The sequence below is a fragment of the Ferrigenium sp. UT5 genome (assembly GCF_045866295.1).
Classification (GTDB): domain Bacteria; phylum Pseudomonadota; class Gammaproteobacteria; order Burkholderiales; family Gallionellaceae; genus Sideroxyarcus.
Genome location: NZ_BAAFRY010000003.1, coordinates 93,467 through 110,431 on the forward strand (window position 1 = coordinate 93,467; position 16,965 = coordinate 110,431).

General features: G+C 60.8%; 18 protein-coding genes. 2 read left to right on the forward strand and 16 right to left on the reverse strand.

The genetic code is table 11. The features are described 5' to 3' along the window. Positions 1-22 precede the first annotated feature (22 nt). Complete coding sequence (acnA, locus tag ACKTSJ_RS01825; RefSeq protein WP_407896808.1) at positions 23-2,716, forward strand: aconitate hydratase AcnA; 2,694 nt, start codon at positions 23-25, stop codon at positions 2,714-2,716. 45 nt (positions 2,717-2,761) lie between these two features. Here acnA and acpS read toward each other — a convergent pair whose 3' ends face one another. The 13 genes from acpS to rpoE form a co-directional block, all read right to left on the reverse strand. Further along, positions 2,762-3,145 carry a holo-ACP synthase gene (gene acpS, locus ACKTSJ_RS01830; RefSeq protein ID WP_407896810.1) on the reverse strand — a complete coding sequence of 128 codons (384 nt, stop codon included), beginning with the start codon at positions 3,143-3,145 and terminating at the stop codon, positions 2,762-2,764. Then, entirely contained in the window at positions 3,142-3,855 is a 714-nt protein-coding gene (pdxJ, locus tag ACKTSJ_RS01835; protein WP_407896812.1) for a pyridoxine 5'-phosphate synthase, read from the reverse strand. The genes acpS and pdxJ overlap by 4 nt, the downstream gene beginning before the upstream one ends. Then, positions 3,852-4,583 carry a DNA repair protein RecO gene (recO, locus tag ACKTSJ_RS01840; protein ID WP_407896814.1) on the reverse strand — a complete coding sequence of 244 codons (732 nt, stop codon included), beginning with the start codon at positions 4,581-4,583 and terminating at the stop codon, positions 3,852-3,854. Before recO ends, pdxJ begins: the two co-directional genes overlap by 4 nt. Beyond that, positions 4,576-5,466: a GTPase Era gene (era, locus tag ACKTSJ_RS01845; RefSeq protein ID WP_407896816.1), complete on the reverse strand. Its 891-nt coding sequence runs from the start codon at positions 5,464-5,466 to the stop codon at positions 4,576-4,578. The genes recO and era overlap by 8 nt, the downstream gene beginning before the upstream one ends. Then, the gene (gene rnc, locus ACKTSJ_RS01850; RefSeq protein ID WP_407896818.1) at positions 5,463-6,131 is read right to left on the reverse strand and encodes a ribonuclease III; all 669 of its coding nucleotides are present in this window, start codon (positions 6,129-6,131) and stop codon (positions 5,463-5,465) included. Before rnc ends, era begins: the two co-directional genes overlap by 4 nt. 7 nt (positions 6,132-6,138) lie before the next feature. Then, a complete protein-coding gene (locus ACKTSJ_RS01855) occupies positions 6,139-6,474 on the reverse strand; it encodes a DUF4845 domain-containing protein (RefSeq protein WP_407896868.1) in 336 nt (111 codons plus the stop codon). Between the two features lie 56 nt (positions 6,475-6,530). After that, positions 6,531-7,334, reverse strand: a complete 804-nt coding sequence (lepB, locus tag ACKTSJ_RS01860; RefSeq protein WP_407896820.1) for a signal peptidase I — start codon at positions 7,332-7,334, stop codon at positions 6,531-6,533. 14 nt (positions 7,335-7,348) lie between these two features. Then, entirely contained in the window at positions 7,349-9,142 is a 1,794-nt protein-coding gene (gene lepA / locus ACKTSJ_RS01865; RefSeq protein WP_407896822.1) for a translation elongation factor 4, read from the reverse strand. 93 nt (positions 9,143-9,235) lie between these two features. Then, positions 9,236-10,627, reverse strand: coding sequence for a DegQ family serine endoprotease (locus tag ACKTSJ_RS01870; RefSeq protein ID WP_407896824.1), 1,392 nt, complete (start codon positions 10,625-10,627; stop codon positions 9,236-9,238). A gap of 21 nt (positions 10,628-10,648) precedes the next feature. Beyond that, on the reverse strand, positions 10,649-11,098 hold the full coding sequence (locus ACKTSJ_RS01875) for a SoxR reducing system RseC family protein (protein ID WP_407896826.1): 450 nt from the start codon (positions 11,096-11,098) through the stop codon (positions 10,649-10,651). Continuing rightward, positions 11,091-12,077, reverse strand: coding sequence for a MucB/RseB C-terminal domain-containing protein (locus ACKTSJ_RS01880; RefSeq protein ID WP_407896828.1), 987 nt, complete (start codon positions 12,075-12,077; stop codon positions 11,091-11,093). The genes ACKTSJ_RS01875 and ACKTSJ_RS01880 overlap by 8 nt, the downstream gene beginning before the upstream one ends. A 5-nt stretch (positions 12,078-12,082) precedes the next feature. Next, positions 12,083-12,559 (reverse strand): sigma-E factor negative regulatory protein, encoded by a 477-nt coding sequence (locus tag ACKTSJ_RS01885; RefSeq protein WP_407896830.1) that lies wholly within the window; start codon positions 12,557-12,559, stop codon positions 12,083-12,085. A gap of 2 nt (positions 12,560-12,561) precedes the next feature. Continuing rightward, on the reverse strand, positions 12,562-13,161 hold the full coding sequence (gene rpoE / locus ACKTSJ_RS01890) for an RNA polymerase sigma factor RpoE (protein WP_407896832.1): 600 nt from the start codon (positions 13,159-13,161) through the stop codon (positions 12,562-12,564). 184 nt (positions 13,162-13,345) lie between these two features. Here rpoE and nadB point away from each other — a divergent pair, with 184 nt between their 5' ends. Further along, positions 13,346-14,929, forward strand: a complete 1,584-nt coding sequence (gene nadB / locus ACKTSJ_RS01895; protein ID WP_407896834.1) for an L-aspartate oxidase — start codon at positions 13,346-13,348, stop codon at positions 14,927-14,929. On the opposite strand, the gene ACKTSJ_RS01900 is transcribed toward nadB, so the two are convergent. From ACKTSJ_RS01900 to ACKTSJ_RS01910, 3 genes are read right to left on the reverse strand one after another with little or no spacing between them, the layout of a single operon-like run. Continuing rightward, a complete protein-coding gene (locus ACKTSJ_RS01900; RefSeq protein ID WP_407896836.1) occupies positions 14,920-15,357 on the reverse strand; it encodes a protein YgfX in 438 nt (145 codons plus the stop codon). The genes nadB and ACKTSJ_RS01900 overlap by 10 nt on opposite strands. Positions 15,358-15,363: 6 nt before the next feature. Beyond that, a complete protein-coding gene (locus ACKTSJ_RS01905) occupies positions 15,364-16,533 on the reverse strand; it encodes a serine/threonine-protein kinase (RefSeq protein WP_407896838.1) in 1,170 nt (389 codons plus the stop codon). Between the two features lie 19 nt (positions 16,534-16,552). Next, the gene (locus ACKTSJ_RS01910; RefSeq protein ID WP_407896840.1) at positions 16,553-16,963 is read right to left on the reverse strand and encodes a TssQ family T6SS-associated lipoprotein; all 411 of its coding nucleotides are present in this window, start codon (positions 16,961-16,963) and stop codon (positions 16,553-16,555) included. Positions 16,964-16,965: the final 2 nt, after the last annotated feature.

Sequence of the window (16,965 nt, forward strand, 5' to 3'; positions counted from 1 at the left end):
TACCTTTTATGGAGACGCATCCATGCCCCACGATCCCTTCCACGTCCGCCAGACCCTCACGCTCGCTTCCGGCAAAAAGGGCACGCTGTATTCATTGCCCGCACTGGAGAAGGCCGGCATCGGCAAGCTCTCGCGCCTGCCGGTCTCCCTCCGCATCGTGCTGGAATCCGTCTTGCGCAACGTGGACGGCAAGAAGGTGACCGAGCAGCATGTGCGCGAACTGGCGAACTGGCAGCCGAACGCCGCGCGCAGCGCAGAGATTCCGTTCGTGGTGGCGCGCATCGTGTTGCAGGATTTCACCGGCGTGCCGCTGCTGGCCGACCTCGCCGCGATGCGTGATGCCGCCGCGAAGGCGGGCAAAGACCCCAAGGTGATCGAGCCGCTGGTACCGGTGAACCTGGTGGTGGACCACTCGGTGCAGATCGACAGCTACAACAACCCGGATGCACTGAAGATCAACATGGGGCTGGAGTTCGAGCGCAACAGCGAGCGCTACCGCTTCATGAAGTGGGGCATGCAGGCCTTCGACACCTTCAAGGTGGTGCCGCCCGGCATCGGCATCGTGCACCAGGTGAACCTGGAATATCTGGCGCGCGGCGTGCAGCACAAGGACGGCGTGTATTACCCGGATACCCTGGTCGGCACCGATTCGCACACCACCATGATCAACGGCATCGGCGTAGTTGGCTGGGGCGTGGGCGGCATCGAGGCTGAGGCCGGCATGCTCGGCCAGCCGGTATATTTCCTGACGCCGGATGTGGTCGGCGTGCACCTGACAGGCAAGTTGAACGAGGGGGTGACAGCCACCGACCTGGTGCTGACCGTGACCGAACTGTTGCGCAAACACAAGGTGGTGGGCAAGTTCGTCGAATACTTCGGCGAAGGCACGGCGGCGCTGTCCGTCCCCGACCGCGCCACGCTGGCCAACATGGCGCCGGAATACGGTGCCACCATGGGTTTCTTCCCGGTGGACGACGTAACCGTGCAGTTCATGAAGAACACCGGCCGCACGGCGGAAGAAGTGGATGCCTTCGAGTCCTACTTCAAGGCGCAGGGTCTGTTCGGGATTCCCAAGGCAGGCAGCATCGACTACAGCAGCGTGGTGGAACTGGACCTGTCCAGCATCGTGCCGTCGCTGGCCGGCCCCAAGCGCCCGCAAGACCGCATCGCGTTGCCCGCCATGCAGGACACGTTCGACACCCTGTTCAGCAAGCCCGTCGCCGAGAACGGCTTCAACCAACCTGCCGCGAACCTCTCCAAGCGTTACCCCACCGGCAGGGATGGGCTGGAAATCGGCAACGGCGACGTGCTGATTGCGGCGATCACTTCCTGCACCAACACCTCCAACCCCGGCGTGTTGCTGGCCGCCGGACTGCTGGCGAAGAAGGCGGTCGCCAAGGGCTTGAAGGTTGCGCCGCACATCAAGACCACCCTCGCTCCCGGTTCGCGCGTGGTGACCGAGTACCTGCAGAATGCCGGTCTGCTGGAACCGCTGACGCAACTGGGTTTCGGTCTTGCCGCCTACGGCTGCACCACCTGCATCGGCAACGCCGGACCGCTGCGCGAAGACATCGACCAGACCATCACCAATAACGGTCTGGTGTGCGCCGCCGTGCTCTCCGGCAACCGCAATTTCGAGGCGCGCATCCACCCGAACATCAAGGCCAACTTCCTTGCCTCACCGCCGCTGGTGGTGGCGTTCGCCATCGCCGGCCGCGCCAACATCGACCTCACCAGCGAGCCGCTGGGCAGCGGCCGCGATGGCCAGCCGGTGTATCTCAAGGATATCTGGCCGAACAGCCACGAGGTGGCGACCGTGATGAAGTACGCGGCCGATCCCGCCGTGTATCAGAAGCTGTATTCCGATCTGACCCGCGACCTGCCGCTGTGGAACGCCATCCAGGCCCCCACCGGCAACCTGTACCAGTGGGATGATTCCACCTACATCGCGCGACCGCCGTTCTTCGACGGAGATGCTCCCAGGATCGGCGACATCAAGGGCGCGAAGGCGCTCGCGCTGTTTGGCGATTCCGTTACGACCGACCACATCAGCCCGGCCGGCAGCTTCAAGCCCACCACGCCGGCAGGCCAGTATCTGCAAGCGCACAAGGTGGCCGTGAAGGACTTCAACAGCTACGGTTCGCGCCGCGGCAACCACGAGGTGATGATGCGCGGCACCTTCGCCAACGTGCGCGTGAAAAACCTGATGCTGCCGCCTGGGGCCGACGGCAGCCGCATCGAAGGCGGCTACACCCTGTACAAGGGCGAACAGATGGCCATCTACGACGCCGCGATGAAATACATCGCCGACGGCACGCCGACCGTGATCTTCGCCGGCGAGGAATACGGTACCGGTTCGTCGCGCGACTGGGCGGCGAAAGGCACGCAACTGCTCGGCGTGAAGGCGGTCATCGCCCGGAGCTACGAGCGCATCCACCGCAGCAACCTGGTGGGCATGGGCGTGTTGCCGCTGCAATTCAAGGGCAGCGATAGCGTGGCGAGTTTGAATCTGACGGGCGACGAGACCTTCGACCTGCTCGGCATCAACGACAAGCTGAAGCCGCAACAAGACGTTCAGCTTGCCATCACCCGCCGCGACGGCAGCAGGCAGACTGTTGCCCTGCTGCTGCGCATCGACACGCCGATCGAGGTGGATTACTACAACAACGGCGGCATCCTGCCGTTTGTGCTGAAGGAACTGGCGGGCAAGGCGTAAGCAACGTTCAGCTCGCTGTATTGGAACTTATAGGACTGTCCGAAATTACGAGGCCACCTCTAAAATCACGAAGGCAATCGCATGGTCTTTTTCATCGCTGATGCTCAAGTGATGATGCCGGATACCGAGCTGTTGCAATTGAACGGATAATTCAGCTGCAAAGCAGAATTGCGGCTTGCCCATTGCATCGTGGTTGACCGTGAGGTTGTGCAGGGTGATGGGATGACGCAACCCCTGCCCGGTCGCTTTGGCAAACGCTTCCTTGGCGGCGAAGCGCTTGGCCAGGAAACGTGCGGGATGCGGCGCCAACGCATAGTCGGCCAGCTCGGAGGGCGTCAGAATCTTTTGCGCGAAGGCGGCACCATGTTGCTGCACCGCTGCTTCGATGCGCGCGACGCTGACGATGTCGGTGCCGATGCCGAAGATCATGCGGCGAGCAAAGCCTTCATGTTCTTCACTGCCTGCTCCAGCCCGATGAACACCGCCTCGCTGATGATCGCATGGCCGATGTTGAGCTCGGCGATATGCGGCAGGGCAACGATGGGCTGCACGTTGTGGTAATGCAAACCGTGTCCGGCGTTGACCTGCAGTCCGAGCGCGTGCGCGTGCAGGGCAGCACGGTGCAGGCGCGCCAATTCCGCTGCGCGCGCCGGCAAATTGTCGGCGTCGGCATAGCGGCCGGTGTGTAGTTCGATCACCGGCGCGCCGCTCTGCTGCGCCGCGTCGATCTGCCTCTCGTCGGGATCAATGAACAGCGAAACGCGAATGCCCGCATCAAGGCAACGCTGCGTCGCGCTTTTTACCGGCTCGAAATACTTCACCACGTCCAGCCCGCCTTCGGTGGTCAGTTCCGCGCGCCGCTCGGGTACCAGGCAGATGTCGTGCGGCTTGACGCGCAGGGCGTTGTCTATCATCTCCCCGGTGACTGCGCATTCGAGATTCATCCGCGTCTGCAACATGCCGCGCAACAGGTCAACGTCGGCATCCTGAATGTGGCGCCGGTCTTCCCGCAGATGGAGGGTGATGGCATCCGCACCGGCATCCTCGCAGATCAGCGCGGCACGCACCAGATTGGGATAACGCGCGCCGCGCGCCTGGCGCAGGGTGGCGATATGGTCGATATTCAGTCCAAGTTTCATAGCTTCTGTAAATCCCTCATCAATTCGCGTGTATGCAAGGTTTTCCCGGCCAGATGATGGTCCAGCAGCATGCGCATCAATTGCTTGCTCTGGCGCGCGCTGTCGGCGTCGCGGTAATCGTCCGCCGCCATGTCGAGCAGGGTCTTGCCGAGCACTGGCATGCCTTGTACCGAGTCCGGTGTCTCCACAATCGCGCCGCGTTCAAGTATATAGCGGTACGTCCGCTCCGGTACGACCGGCTTGCCGCTGTCCGCCTCCTTGTCCAGCGTCAGCGCGTAACCGAGTTCCTGCAGCATGTGCTTTTCGAAGCAGCGCAGGGTGAATGCTTGATCGTCTTCCTGCGCCAGACGCTGCAGGGTCTGCTGGTAATAATCGAACAGCCGCTGGTGCGGGTCGTCGCGCGCCATCAGGTTGAGCAGCAGTTCGTTCAGGTAAAAACCGCACAGCAATGCCGTGCCCCGCAACTGCGGTTGCCCACCCTGCCATTCCGCACGGTGCAGGGTGCGCAACTCGTGCTTGCCGAACCAGCTCAAGGCCAGCGGCTGGAAGTTCATCAGCAGCCCGCGCAGCGCGGATCGTGGGCGCCGGGCGCCGCGCGCCACCAGCGGCACCCGCCCGTGCGCCCGGCTGAATACTTCGAGGATCAGACTGGTCTCGCGGAAGGGGTAGCTGTGCAGCACGAACGCGGGTTCGTCCTGGAAGCGCAGTCCGGCAGGCGCGTTACTCATACCCCAGTGTCTTGAGCATGTGCGCGCTGTCGGCCCAGCCGCTGCGCACCTTGACGAACACTTCGAGAAACACTTTGCCGTCGAACAGTTTCTCCATGTCGAGCCGCGCCTGGGTGGCGATCTCTTTCAGTTTCTCGCCCTTGTGGCCGATCAGCATGATCTTGTGCGCTTCCTTGTCCACCAGAATGGCGGCATGGATGCGGCGCAACTTGCCCTCTTGCTGGAACTGCTCGATCACCACGCTGACCGAGTAGGGCAATTCTTCGCCGGTGAACCGGAATACTTTTTCGCGCAACAGTTCGGCCGCGAGGAAACGCTCGTTGCGGTCGGTGATGTCATCTTCCGCGTACAGATGTTCACCTGCCGCGAGATAAGGCCGGACCGCGTCGAGGAGGGTGTCGAGCTGTTTGTCCTGGCGCGCGCTGACCGGAACGATGGCGGCGAACGGGCGCAGCGCGGATACCTGTTCGATGAAAGGCAGCAACTCGGCCTTGTCCTTCATCAGGTCGGCCTTGTTGATCACCAGGATGATCGGCCTGTCCTGCGGCAACAGTTCCAGCACCTGCTGGTCGCGCTCGTCGAAGTGGCGCGCCTCGATGACGAACAGCACCGCATGCACATCGCGCAGGCTGCCGGTCACCACGCGGTTCATGCTGCGGTTCAGCGCGTTGGTGTGGCGGGTCTGGAACCCGGGCGTATCGACAAACACAAACTGTTCCGCGCCCTCGGTCAGGATGCCGTGGATGCGGTGGCGCGTGGTCTGCGCCTTGCGCGAGGTAATGCTGACCTTCTGTCCGATGAGATGATTGAGCAGGGTCGATTTGCCCACGTTGGGGCGGCCGACAATGGCGATAAATCCGGTGCGTGCAGTATTTTCGGTCATGGGGTAATTTGCTGATAAGCCGCAGCGGCAGCGATTTGTTCGGCCAGACGGCGGCTCGCGCCCTCGCCCTGGGTGACGATGTTCAATTTTGGCAGGTTGCAGGCCACCACGAAGGTCTGCGCGTGCGCCTCGCCCCGGATCGCGACCACCTCGTATTTTGGCAACGGCAGCTTGTGGCCCTGCAGATGTTCCTGCAGCAGGGTCTTCGGATCCTTGCCCAGGCTGCGCAAGTCGAGGCCGCCGAGATAAGGCACATACAGGCCGAGCACGACCTGCTGCGCGACGGCGAAGTCCGCATCCAGCCAGACCGCGCCGAACAGGGCTTCGAGCGCATCGGCGAGGATGGACGGACGCCGGTTGCCGCCGCTCTTTACTTCACCCTCCCCCATCCGCAATTCCTTGCCCAGTTCCAGTTGCTGCGCCAGTTGGGCCAGCGTCTGCTGGTTGACAAGATTCGAGCGCAGCCGCGACAACTCGCCTTCGGCGATGTCGGGATAGCGGTCATAAAGATATTTGGCGACCGTGCAGTTGAGCAGGCTGTCGCCGAGGAATTCCAGACGCTCGTTGTGTTCAGCGCTGTAGCTGCGATGGGTCAGTGCGCGTTGCAAGAGCTGCGGCTGGACAAAGCGGTAACCGATCCGCTGACAGAGTGCGGCATGCTTCATCGGCGCATCAGGAACTGGAGGGATTGAACGCCAAGACCAGGCTGACGTTGCCCATCAGCGGAATCCGCACTTCGTAGCTGGCGCTCAAACTGAGCGCGCCGCCCTCGCGCACGATCTCGATATCCTCGACCTTGAGGTCTTCGATATAGTTGATGCTGGCGCGTTTGCGGTAGGACATCTCCACCGCGCTGATCGGCGCATCTTGCATGGCCGGATCCGCCACGATTTCGTTGAAAATATGGCTTATCTGCATGCTGTGCAGGTAGCTTGGTACGATTTTCAGGGCAAGCAACGCGATGATAATGAGCGCGAATGCGCCCATGATTAAATTAGTCAAGCCCACGCCGCATTGTCGATTTTTCATTCCATGCATGACGACTCCTTTCCCAAAAAACACGCTCACTCGACCGACAAGCCCACGCGCTTCAGCTCGTCGAAATTCATCCAGATGAGAAACGCCTTGCCCACGATCAGCTCGTCCGGAACGAATCCCCAGTAGCGGCTGTCGCGGCTGTTGTCGCGGTTGTCGCCCATCATGAAATACTGTCCGGCCGGCACGGTGCAACGCATCTCGCGCTCACTATAACGGCATTGCTCGAATTGCGGAAAGCGTTCGACCCCGTTCAGGTGGATCTGCGCCCGCTCCGGATTGATCAGGATGGGGTGCTCGCGCCCGTCGAGATTCTCACGGTAGCGTTCGGTATGCACGAAATTGAGACCGCTTTCGACATAATTGTAATCCCCGTCGCGGGCAGCGGCTTGCAGTTTGCCGTTCAGCCACAGTTGCTTGTCGCGGTAGATGATCTCGTCTCCCGGCAATCCGATCACGCGCTTGATGTAGTCCACCGAGGGATCGTTCGGATAGTGGAACACCATCACATCGCCGCGCTGCGGCTGGTTGATCTCCACGATCTTCCGGTTGACGATGGGCAGGCGCAATCCATAGGTGTAGCGATTGACCAGGATGAAGTCGCCCACGTGCAAGGTCGGGATCATCGAGCCGGACGGAATCTTGAACGGTTCAACCACGAACGAGCGCAACACGAATACGGCGAGAATCACCGGAAAGAAACTGATGGAATATTCCACCCACCACGGTTGCTTGTCCGCGGGCGCACGCCGTTGGCGCAACATGAATTTATCCAACAGCCAGATCGCGCCGGTGAGCACGAGCAGGACGAACAGGATCAGGGCAAAAGTCATCTGGATTTCCGTGGTTATTTATCGTCAACGCGCAGGATGGCAAGGAAGGCTTCCTGCGGAATTTCCACACTGCCCACCTGTTTCATGCGCTTCTTCCCGGCCTTCTGCTTTTCCAGCAGTTTCTTCTTGCGCGTGATGTCACCGCCGTAGCATTTGGCCAGCACATTCTTGCGCAAAGCCTTCACGTTTTCGCGCGAAATGATGTTGGCGCCGATGGCGGCCTGGATCGCCACATCGTACATCTGGCGCGGGATCAGTTCGCGCATCTTGGCAGCCACTTCACGCCCGCGGTACTGGCTGTTGGAGCGGTGCACGATGATGGACAGCGCATCCACTTTGTCGCCGTTGATGAGCATGTCCACCTTCACCACATCCGCAGCGCGGTATTCCTTGAATTCGTAATCCATCGAAGCATAGCCGCGCGATACTGATTTCAGTTTGTCGAAAAAATCCAGCACGATCTCGCCCATCGGCATCTCATACTTCAGCAGCACCTGCTTGCCGTGGTAAGCCATGTCCACCTGCACCCCGCGCTTCTGGGTGCACAAGGTAATGACCGCACCCACATACTCCTGCGGCATATACAGGTTAACGTTGACGATGGGTTCGCGGATTTCCTCGACCTTGGACAGGTCGGGCAGCTTGGACGGGTTGTCCACCATGATTACCGAACCATCGCGCAGCACCACCTCGTAGATCACCGTGGGCGCGGTGGTGATCAGGTCCATGTCGAACTCGCGCTCCAGCCTTTCCTGCACGATCTCCATGTGCAACAGGCCGAGGAAGCCGCAGCGAAAACCGAAGCCAAGTGCTTGCGACACTTCGGGTTCGTATTGCAGCGCCGCATCGTTCAGCTTGAGCTTCTCCAGCGAGTCGCGCAGCGCCTCGTACTGGTTGGATTCCACCGGAAACAGTCCGGCGAATACCTGCGGCTGGATTTCCTTGAAGCCCGGCAAGGCGGCTGCTGCCGGCCTGGACACCAGGGTAACGGTGTCGCCCACCTTGGCATCCTTCAACTCCTTGATGCCGGCAATCACAAAACCCACCTGTCCGGCGGACAAGGCGGCACGATCCTGCGACCTGGGGGTGAACACACCGACATGCTCGGTCAGGTGCTGCGCGCCGGTCGCCATCAGCAGGATTTTGTCTTTCGGCTTGAGCGTGCCGTTGACGATGCGCACCAGCATCACCACGCCGACGTAGTTGTCGAACCAGGAATCGATGATCAGCGCCTGCAGCGGTGCGGCGGGATCGCCCTTGGGCGGCGGCACCTTGACGATCAGGGATTCCAGCACATCCTGCACGCCCAGTCCGGTCTTGGCCGAGCAGTGCACCGCATCGTGGGCGTCGATGCCGATCACATCCTCGATCTCGGCGATGGCATTTGCCGGATCGGCCGACGGCAGATCGATCTTGTTCAGCACCGGCACCACTTCCACGCCGAGGTCGAGTGCGGTGTAGCAGTTGGCCACGGTTTGCGCTTCGACGCCTTGCGAAGCATCCACCACCAGCAGCGCACCCTCGCAGGCGGACAGCGAGCGCGACACCTCGTAGGAGAAGTCCACGTGCCCCGGCGTATCGATCAGGTTGAGGTTGTAGATCCGGCCATCGCGCGCCTTGTAGTTCAGCGCGGCAGTCTGTGCCTTGATGGTGATGCCGCGCTCGCGCTCGATGTCCATCGAATCCAGCACCTGCGCCTCCATCTCGCGGTCGGACAGTCCGCCGCAAAGATGAATGATGCGGTCGGCCAGCGTGGATTTGCCGTGATCGATATGGGCGATGATGGAAAAATTGCGGATATATTGCATGAAGATAGGGAGAAAACGCCAAAATCGGCCAGTTGCGCAAGGCGCGCATTCTAGCCGATTTTGCCGCGCATCGCCGAACGCAGATGGCCCGGGTTATTTGTCGTCGATGCGGATCGGGACATAGGCCGTCCCGTCGTTGCGCCGCACCAGCAAGGCGATGTTGCGGCCCGGCGGAACCTGTTTCAGGATTTCATTGAACTGTTTGACACTGGTGATTTCGATGTTGCCGATTGCCAGGATGACATCGCCCCGCTGCAGATCGACTTTCGCCGCCGCGCCCTTGGCATCCAGCACCAGCAAACCGCCCGCCACTTCCAGCTCGGCCTTCTGCTCGGCATTCAGTTCGGCCACCCTCAGGCCGAGGCGGCTGATGCTCTGCGACTGGGCATCGTCATCCCCATTGTCGGCGATCCGCTTGCCTGCGGCATCCTGTATCTCGCCCACGACGAGCGTGACTTTCAGGGTGCTTCCTTTGCGCCACAGCAACACCCCGACTTCGCTGCCGGGCTTGGTCGCCGCCACGATGCGCGGCAGATCGGAAGAACTGGCAATCGCCTTGCCGTCGAACTTGAGGATCACGTCGCTGGCGCGCACCCCCGCCTTGTCCGCCGGCCCGCCCCGCTCCACCCCGGAGATCAGGGCGCCTTCTGCCTTGGCCAGACCGAAGGAATCCGCCAGTTCGCGCGTCATCTCCTGAATGCTGACACCGATGCGGCCGCGCGTGACCTTTCCGGTGGTGCGCAACTGGGATACGACTTCCATCGCGACATCGATCGGAATGGCGAACGACAAGCCCATGTAACCGCCGGAACGGCTGTAGATTTGCGAGTTGATGCCGACCACTTCGCCTTTCAGATTGAACAGAGGGCCGCCGGAGTTGCCCGGATTGATCGCCACGTCGGTCTGGATGAACGGCACAAAATTTTCCTGCGGCAGGGAGCGCCCCTTGGCGCTGACAATCCCTGCCGTGACACTGCTGTCGAAGCCGAACGGCGAGCCGATCGCCAGCACCCATTCGCCCACCTTGAGCTGATCCGGTTTGCCCAGCACCACTTGCGGCAATCCGTTCGCCTCGATTTTCAGCAACGCCACGTCGGTGCGCTTGTCGACGCCGACCACGGTCGCCTTGAATTCGCGCTTGTCGGTCAGGCGCACGGTGATCTTGTCGGCCCGATCGACCACATGCGCATTGGTGAGGACATAGCCATCGGCGCTGATGATGAAGCCCGAGCCCAAGGACCTGGATTCACGCTGCTGCGGGACTTTCGGGGCGAAACGGCGGAAGAATTCGTAGAACGGATCGTTCTCCGGCAAATTGGGAAACCCCTGCAAACCCTGCGGCGCTTCGATGGTTTGCGTGGTACTGACATTCACCACGGCCGCACCCTGCTTTTCCACCAAGGTGGTGAAATCCGGCAGTTCTGCCGACCAGACCGAAGCTGCAAACAGAAAACCCGCAAAGAACAGCAAATACCGTTTGAACATGAAAAACCTCCCGATGAGCTCTCAAATAACCGCTTTGCCTACGACCACGGACTGCACGACCGCCTGCTGCCTTGCCCCGGCCGCGATGGCACGGCCGGCGGCAAATCCCGCCAACAATCCGGCCAGCGCGCCCGCCAAGGCATAGCCGTCACGTGCGGCATGGGTGTCCGCCATCGCCGCGCCCAGCAGCGCGCCACCCAGCAGCAGCGCCAGCGGCAGGATGTACATCAGCAGCGAACTCCGCAGCAGCAAGCCTGCGGGCAGCACGACATTCACTTCGTCGCCGATATGCGCCTGCGCTAAATTCCGCGCGCTGAATTTGCGCGGCTTGTTGCTGCAAAACATCTGCGCCAGCTTGCCGCTGCCGCATCCGTTGCCGCTGTTGCAATGACTACACCCGAAATTGCCGACCGGCGCAATCTCGGCCTGGTCGCCGCGCAGGGAAACGACGATGGCGCGCATCTCATTCATGAGGCTCTCCCGCATAGCGTACCGACTCGCCAACCTGCAGCACGGCGCGCGGCGGCAATTCGCCGACAACCGTGATGAAATTGCCGTCGCTCAACTTGCGATAAACGTGGACCGCGCCCTGGCTGGAAAGGCCGAGGTGCGGATGATCCGCTTCGGCAGCCCGCTCGATGAAGATCGACAGCGCGGCCAGTCCGTCCGAATACACGATTTGCACCACCGGGGATTCGCGTTGCGCCAGAATGCGGCGCATTTCGATTATTTTTTTGAATCCGGGCGGCACGCCATCGACTTGCCATCCACTCGACACGCTTTCGATGCCCGCCTCCGGCAGCGGCGAAAGGTGTTCCCTCGCCGCGATTTCCCGGGTATCGCTTTCGCTCGCCGGAATCCACTTGCGGTCGATGTTGCCGCCGATCTGCAATTGCGAGAAAGCGTATTGCTCGATCACCCGGTCGTGCTCGTCCAGCACCACCGCTTTGAGCAACAGGCCGGATTCGCTGTGCGCCCACATCTTGCGCGCGTAGCGCAAAGTGTCCTTGGGTTGCAGGCGTATCGTGTGCGCGTGGTAATCCGCCACCCGATCCTCTTCTTCCTGGGTGACGACATAATTTTCTTTCAGCGTCAGAATCTGCTCGGGCAACAGCGCCGGAAACGCGCGCCGGGCATGACGCTTGCCGAACCTGACTTTCTTGTCCCCGAGATACATCCAGACCTGGTCATTGTGGCGGATGATCTCGCGCCGAGAACCTTCCATCCCCTGCAATCGTTCATGTTCCCCCTGCGCGTCCACCAGATGGGTGATGCGCGACATCTCCACCCGGCCGCCGGCCTGATAGACAAACACGCCGCTGTAATTGGTCTGATGCGCGGCGAACGCCATGGTGCGCAACCATCCCGCATCATCCTGCAGCGGATCGGCCGCGGCAGAAGCCGCGCCCAGCAACCACAGCATGCCGGGCAGGATGACGTGCAACCTCACGCGCTTCACTCTTTTTCCGCCACGGTGTGGATATAGGTCGCTGCGCCCTGCACATCCGCGCTGGGCGAGAATTCCTGATGTGCCATCAGATAATCGTCAACCTGATAGGCCGCCGGACGAATCGGGTTCGGCGGTTGCACGTTTGCCGTCTGCACCACGGGTTCGGTACCGACCTGCATGGACAACCATGCCACCAGGGCCAGCGCCATGACCGAGGCTGCCGCCGACATGGCGTAATGCCTGATGCGTTGAGAAGTTTGGCGGTGCGGCGCCAGAACGGTGGGTTCGGCTTGCAGTCGTTGATGGAAGGACGCGGTAAAACCGCAATGAATACATTCCGGCTGGCGCAGGACATCGCCGATCAGGTGATAGGTCATCCAGTCCCGGTCAACGTCCGGTTTCCGTTTGAGTTTGTCCAGCAGGGCCTCTGCCTCGTCCTCGAACAGTTCGCCATCCATCAACGCCGATATTTCCTGTTTCATCTTTACCACCTGTTGTTTTCACTGGTTCCCAACAATGGCCGCAGATTCGTGGCGACCACTTCCCGCGCCCGAAAGATGCGCGACCTGACCGTGCCGATCGGACAATTCATCACCGACGCGATCTCTTCATAACTCAAACCCTCGATCTCGCGCAGCGTCAGCGCGGTACGCAAGTCTTCCGGCAGTTGCTGCAGCGAAGCATTGACGACTTCAACCACCTGTTTGCTCATCAATTCATTTTCAGGAGTCGCCACCTCGTGCAGCAAACTCGCATCCTCGAAATCTTCCGCCTCTTCCGAGTCGAACGGGGTGCTGGTGGGCGCCCGCCGCCCCTGCGCCAGCAGATGGTTCTTGGCCGTGTTGATGCCGATGCGGTACAGCCAGGTGTAAAAAGCACTGTCGCCACGGAATGCCGGCAACGCCCGGTACGCCTTGATGAACGCTTCCTGCGTCAAATCCTCGGCCTCGGCCGCATTGCGCACAAAACGGGAAATCAACCGCCCGAGACGGCGCTGATATTTGCCGACCAATAGCTCGAACGCGTGCTTGTCCCCGCGTTGCGCGCGTTCCACCAGCTGTTGATCGACTTCCCTGTCACCCATTCCGTTTCCCGGTTTATCGTTGATTGCCGCCAGATGCGGCGCGTGAGTATAACCGGACGGGTGCACATCGTCAGCCTTGCCCGTAACGCGCGGATGGACAGCCGCCTGGAAAATTAGTTCATTTCCACGTTTGTCCGGCCAGTTTTGCTATAGTCGCGACATCGACTCACGCCCTCCCCACATCGTGCTGGAATTTGACACCCTCATCATCGGTAGCGGCCTCGCCGGCCTGACCCTCGCCCTGAAACTGGCCGACCGGCAGCAAGTCGCCATCGTCACCAAACGCGGCCTGCTGGATGGTGCGAGTGCGTGGGCACAGGGCGGGATTGCGGCCGTACAAACCCCGGATGACAGCCTGGACGAACACATCCGCGACACGCTCACGGCAGGTGCCGGCCTGTGCAATGCGAAAACCACGCGCTTTGTCGTCGAACGCGGTGCGGCCGCCGTGAGTTGGCTGATCGAACAGGGTGTGCCGTTTTCCCGCAGCGAAGGGAGCGGCACCGACTTCCATCTCACCCGGGAGGGCGGGCACAGTCGCCGCCGCATCATTCACGCCGCCGACGCCACCGGCAAAGCCGTGCAGCAGACCCTGGGGGAGCAGGTGCTGGCGCATCCGAACATCACGGTACTCGAACAGCACATCGCGGTGGATTTGCTCACCGGACGCAAGCTGGGCAAGCGCGAAGCGCGCTGCTACGGCGCCTATGTGCTCGACAAGGAACACGACCGGGTGCGCACCATCGCCGCACAAAACACCGTAATGGCGACCGGCGGCGCCGGCAAGGTCTATCTTTATACGACCAATCCGGACACATCCACCGGCGACGGCATCGCCATGGGCTGGCGTGCCGGTTGTCGCGTGTCCAACATGGAGTTCATGCAATTCCATCCGACCTGTCTTTACCACCCGCATGCCAAGTCGTTCCTGATCAGCGAGGCGGTGCGCGGCGAGGGGGGCCTGCTCAAACTGCCCGACGGCACCCGTTTCATGCCGCAACATGATGAACGCGCCGAACTGGCACCGCGCGATGTGGTCGCGCGCGCCATCGACTACGAAATGAAGAAGGGCGGTCTGGATTGCGTGTTTCTGGACATTTCGCACCAGCCGGAATCTTTCCTGAAAGAACATTTCCCGACCATCCATGCGCGCTGCCTGGCGCTGGGCATCGATATCGCCAGACAGCCGATCCCGGTCGTCCCGGCGATGCATTTCACCTGCGGCGGGGTTGTCACTGATCTGGCGGCACGTACTGATGTTGACCGGCTGTATGCGATCGGCGAAACGGCCTGCACCGGTTTGCACGGAGCCAACCGTCTTGCCAGCAATTCACTGCTGGAGTGTCTGGTATTCGCCGATGCGGCCGCCACCGACATCCTGGCGCGTCCGGAATCCGCACATGAGGCGCTGCCGGACTGGGATGAAAGCCGGGTGACCGACGCGGATGAACTGGTGGTCGTCTCCCACAACTGGGATGAGTTGCGCCGCTTCATGTGGGACTACGTCGGTATCGTGCGCACGACCAAACGTCTGCAACGCGCCCAACATCGCATTCAACTCCTGCACGAGGAAATCAACGAGTATTACCGCAATTTCCACGTCACCGCCGATCTGCTGGAACTGCGCAATCTCGTGCTGACCGCCGACCTGATCGTGCAAAGCGCGCTGTCACGCCATGAAAGCCGCGGCCTGCATTTCAGCAAGGACTATCCGCAAACCCTGTCCGTCGCCGAGCCGACCATTCTTACCCCGCAGCGTCAGGCTTGAGTTGACCAGCGCAAGCGCACGCGCAGTCGACGATAGTCTTCCGCCTGCAGGCTATCCGGCATGATCACAAGACTGCGGCGCCTGCCGGTGTCAGTCCGGATATTGATCAGGGTGAGGTAAGGCGAGACGAAACTACTGTCGCTGATCACGCCCGCAACCGGATCGCCCGCAAGCGGCACCAGCGACAGACGGCGCGGCGCGGTCAGTTCAAAGGCCACACAGGATTGGGGCAGGCGCAACCAGGCATCCCGCATCAAGCTAAATCCGGCCACAACAAGCAGCCCGGCTACGCCCGCCGCTTTCCATCCAGCAGCCCACGGCAAACAGCAGATTGCGCACAGACATACGATTGCAGACAACACCAGAAAACAGGTCAGTATGCGCGAGGGCAGGATCGTGAACGGCTGCCCGGCTACACCGGCATTCATTGAGCTTCAGGAAAAGATGATCGCAAACAACCCGACCAGCACAGTAAGGATGATCGCAAACAACAGATAGCCGCCGCTCGTACTCGCAGCCTTACGATATCCGGTCGGTCTGGTGCTTTTCGGCGCCCCGCGATTGATCTCGGCCATGTTAGGGCGCGCAATGCGCAAGGTCTTGGATAATTCTTCCACTTCTTCCTTGCTCGCGGTCATCGCGGCCAGGCGCATGGTCGCCTCCGTGGAGTCGAAAGAACTGGAGAGCCCCAGCACGGCGACTGGTTTTGCTTCAGTTTCACCCCGTGCATCCGGTATTCCGGCTCTCGGCACACCGAATTTCGGAGCAGAAGACACGTCGCGCGGCATGCCATCGCGACAGACTTTCAGATCGTCCGCCAGATCACGTGCATTCTGGTAGCGCGCCTCCAGATCCTTGGACAGCGCCTTGGCCAAAATGTAGTCCAGCATTTCCGGAACCGCCGGATTCAAACTGCTGGGCTGCGCCGGGATGGCATTCAAGGTCTGATACATGATGGCATTGACGTTCTCGCCAAGAAACGGAACCCGCCCCGTCAGCATCTCGTACGCCATCACACCGAGGGAAAAAATATCGGAACGCGAGTCAATTTCCTTGCCCAATACCTGCTCCGGCGACATGTACTTGGGGGAACCCAGCACCATGCCGGTCTGGGTCCGCACCGCCGCCGACGCCATCCGCGCAATTCCGAAGTCGGTGATCTTGACATGTCCGTCGCGCAGAACCATCACGTTGGACGGCTTGACGTCACGATGCACGATGCCGTGCTCGTGCGCATAGGACAGCCCCCGGGCAACCTGGGTGACGATATCGATCACTTCGCTGACCGGCAACATCGGGTTTTCGTTGAGAATATCGCGCAGTTCGCGGCCCTGCAGGTACTCCATCGCGATATAGGCCACATCTTCGCTGCGCCCAACATCGTAGATTGTGACGATATTCGGGTGACTGAGCCGTCCAGCCGCCTTGGCTTCCTGATAGAAACGGGCCTCATACTCATCCCGCTCATCCATCGCCAGGCTCAAGTTGATGGTCTTGATGGCCACTTCGCGGTCGATCAGGGGGTCGCGCGCCTTATAGACGACCCCCATCGCGCCTTGGCCCAGATCTCCGACTACCTTATAACGCCCAAGTTGGCTGATCATTTTTCGTCGAATAGATTGATTATTTGTTCGTCTTGCTGCCTTTGACACTCCGGAAGGCGGGCCCCCACAGGGGATGTCCGACTTCTGCCGGGGAAAGCTCAAAGGTCGGATCGATCAACAACACCTTGCGGAAATATTCCTTGCACAGCATCTCGCGCGAGGAAATACAGTGAATGAACGCCAGATATTTGTAAGCGATCACCTTGTCTTCCTTGTTGGCCAACTTGGTCTCCAACACATCCTGAAGGGCATTCATCGAATTGATGTAATTGCCATCTTCATAATCTTTGAGACCTCGATTCAATTTGTATTCAGCCTCGCTCTTTCCGAACAGTCGGATGCCGCCTCGCCCATCATCACACGTGCCGATGATGGAACCGCACCCCGCCAGCAATAGCGGAATCAAGCCCGCCATTATCCACCGTAACATTC

Bases quoted from the DNA above. Each gene is read 5' to 3' on its own strand.
- ACKTSJ_RS01885 (WP_407896830.1), bottom strand. From the start codon at position 12,559: ATGAAACAGGAAATATCGGCGTTGATGGATGGCGAACTGTTCGAGGAC.
- acnA (WP_407896808.1), top strand. From the start codon at position 23: ATGCCCCACGATCCCTTCCACGTCCGCCAGACCCTCACGCTCGCTTCC.
- pdxJ (WP_407896812.1), bottom strand. From the start codon at position 3,855: ATGAAACTTGGACTGAATATCGACCATATCGCCACCCTGCGCCAGGCG.
- era (WP_407896816.1), bottom strand. From the start codon at position 5,466: ATGACCGAAAATACTGCACGCACCGGATTTATCGCCATTGTCGGCCGC.
- ACKTSJ_RS01900 (WP_407896836.1), bottom strand. From the start codon at position 15,357: ATGAATGCCGGTGTAGCCGGGCAGCCGTTCACGATCCTGCCCTCGCGC.
- ACKTSJ_RS01875 (WP_407896826.1), bottom strand. From the start codon at position 11,098: ATGAATGAGATGCGCGCCATCGTCGTTTCCCTGCGCGGCGACCAGGCC.
- lepB (WP_407896820.1), bottom strand. From the start codon at position 7,334: ATGACTTTTGCCCTGATCCTGTTCGTCCTGCTCGTGCTCACCGGCGCG.
- acpS (WP_407896810.1), bottom strand. From the start codon at position 3,145: ATGATCTTCGGCATCGGCACCGACATCGTCAGCGTCGCGCGCATCGAA.
- ACKTSJ_RS01870 (WP_407896824.1), bottom strand. From the start codon at position 10,627: ATGTTCAAACGGTATTTGCTGTTCTTTGCGGGTTTTCTGTTTGCAGCT.
- rpoE (WP_407896832.1), bottom strand. From the start codon at position 13,161: ATGGGTGACAGGGAAGTCGATCAACAGCTGGTGGAACGCGCGCAACGC.
- recO (WP_407896814.1), bottom strand. From the start codon at position 4,583: ATGAGTAACGCGCCTGCCGGACTGCGCTTCCAGGACGAACCCGCGTTC.
- ACKTSJ_RS01910 (WP_407896840.1), bottom strand. From the start codon at position 16,963: ATGTTACGGTGGATAATGGCGGGCTTGATTCCGCTATTGCTGGCGGGG.
- rnc (WP_407896818.1), bottom strand. From the start codon at position 6,131: ATGAAGCATGCCGCACTCTGTCAGCGGATCGGTTACCGCTTTGTCCAG.
- lepA (WP_407896822.1), bottom strand. From the start codon at position 9,142: ATGCAATATATCCGCAATTTTTCCATCATCGCCCATATCGATCACGGC.
- ACKTSJ_RS01905 (WP_407896838.1), bottom strand. From the start codon at position 16,533: ATGATCAGCCAACTTGGGCGTTATAAGGTAGTCGGAGATCTGGGCCAA.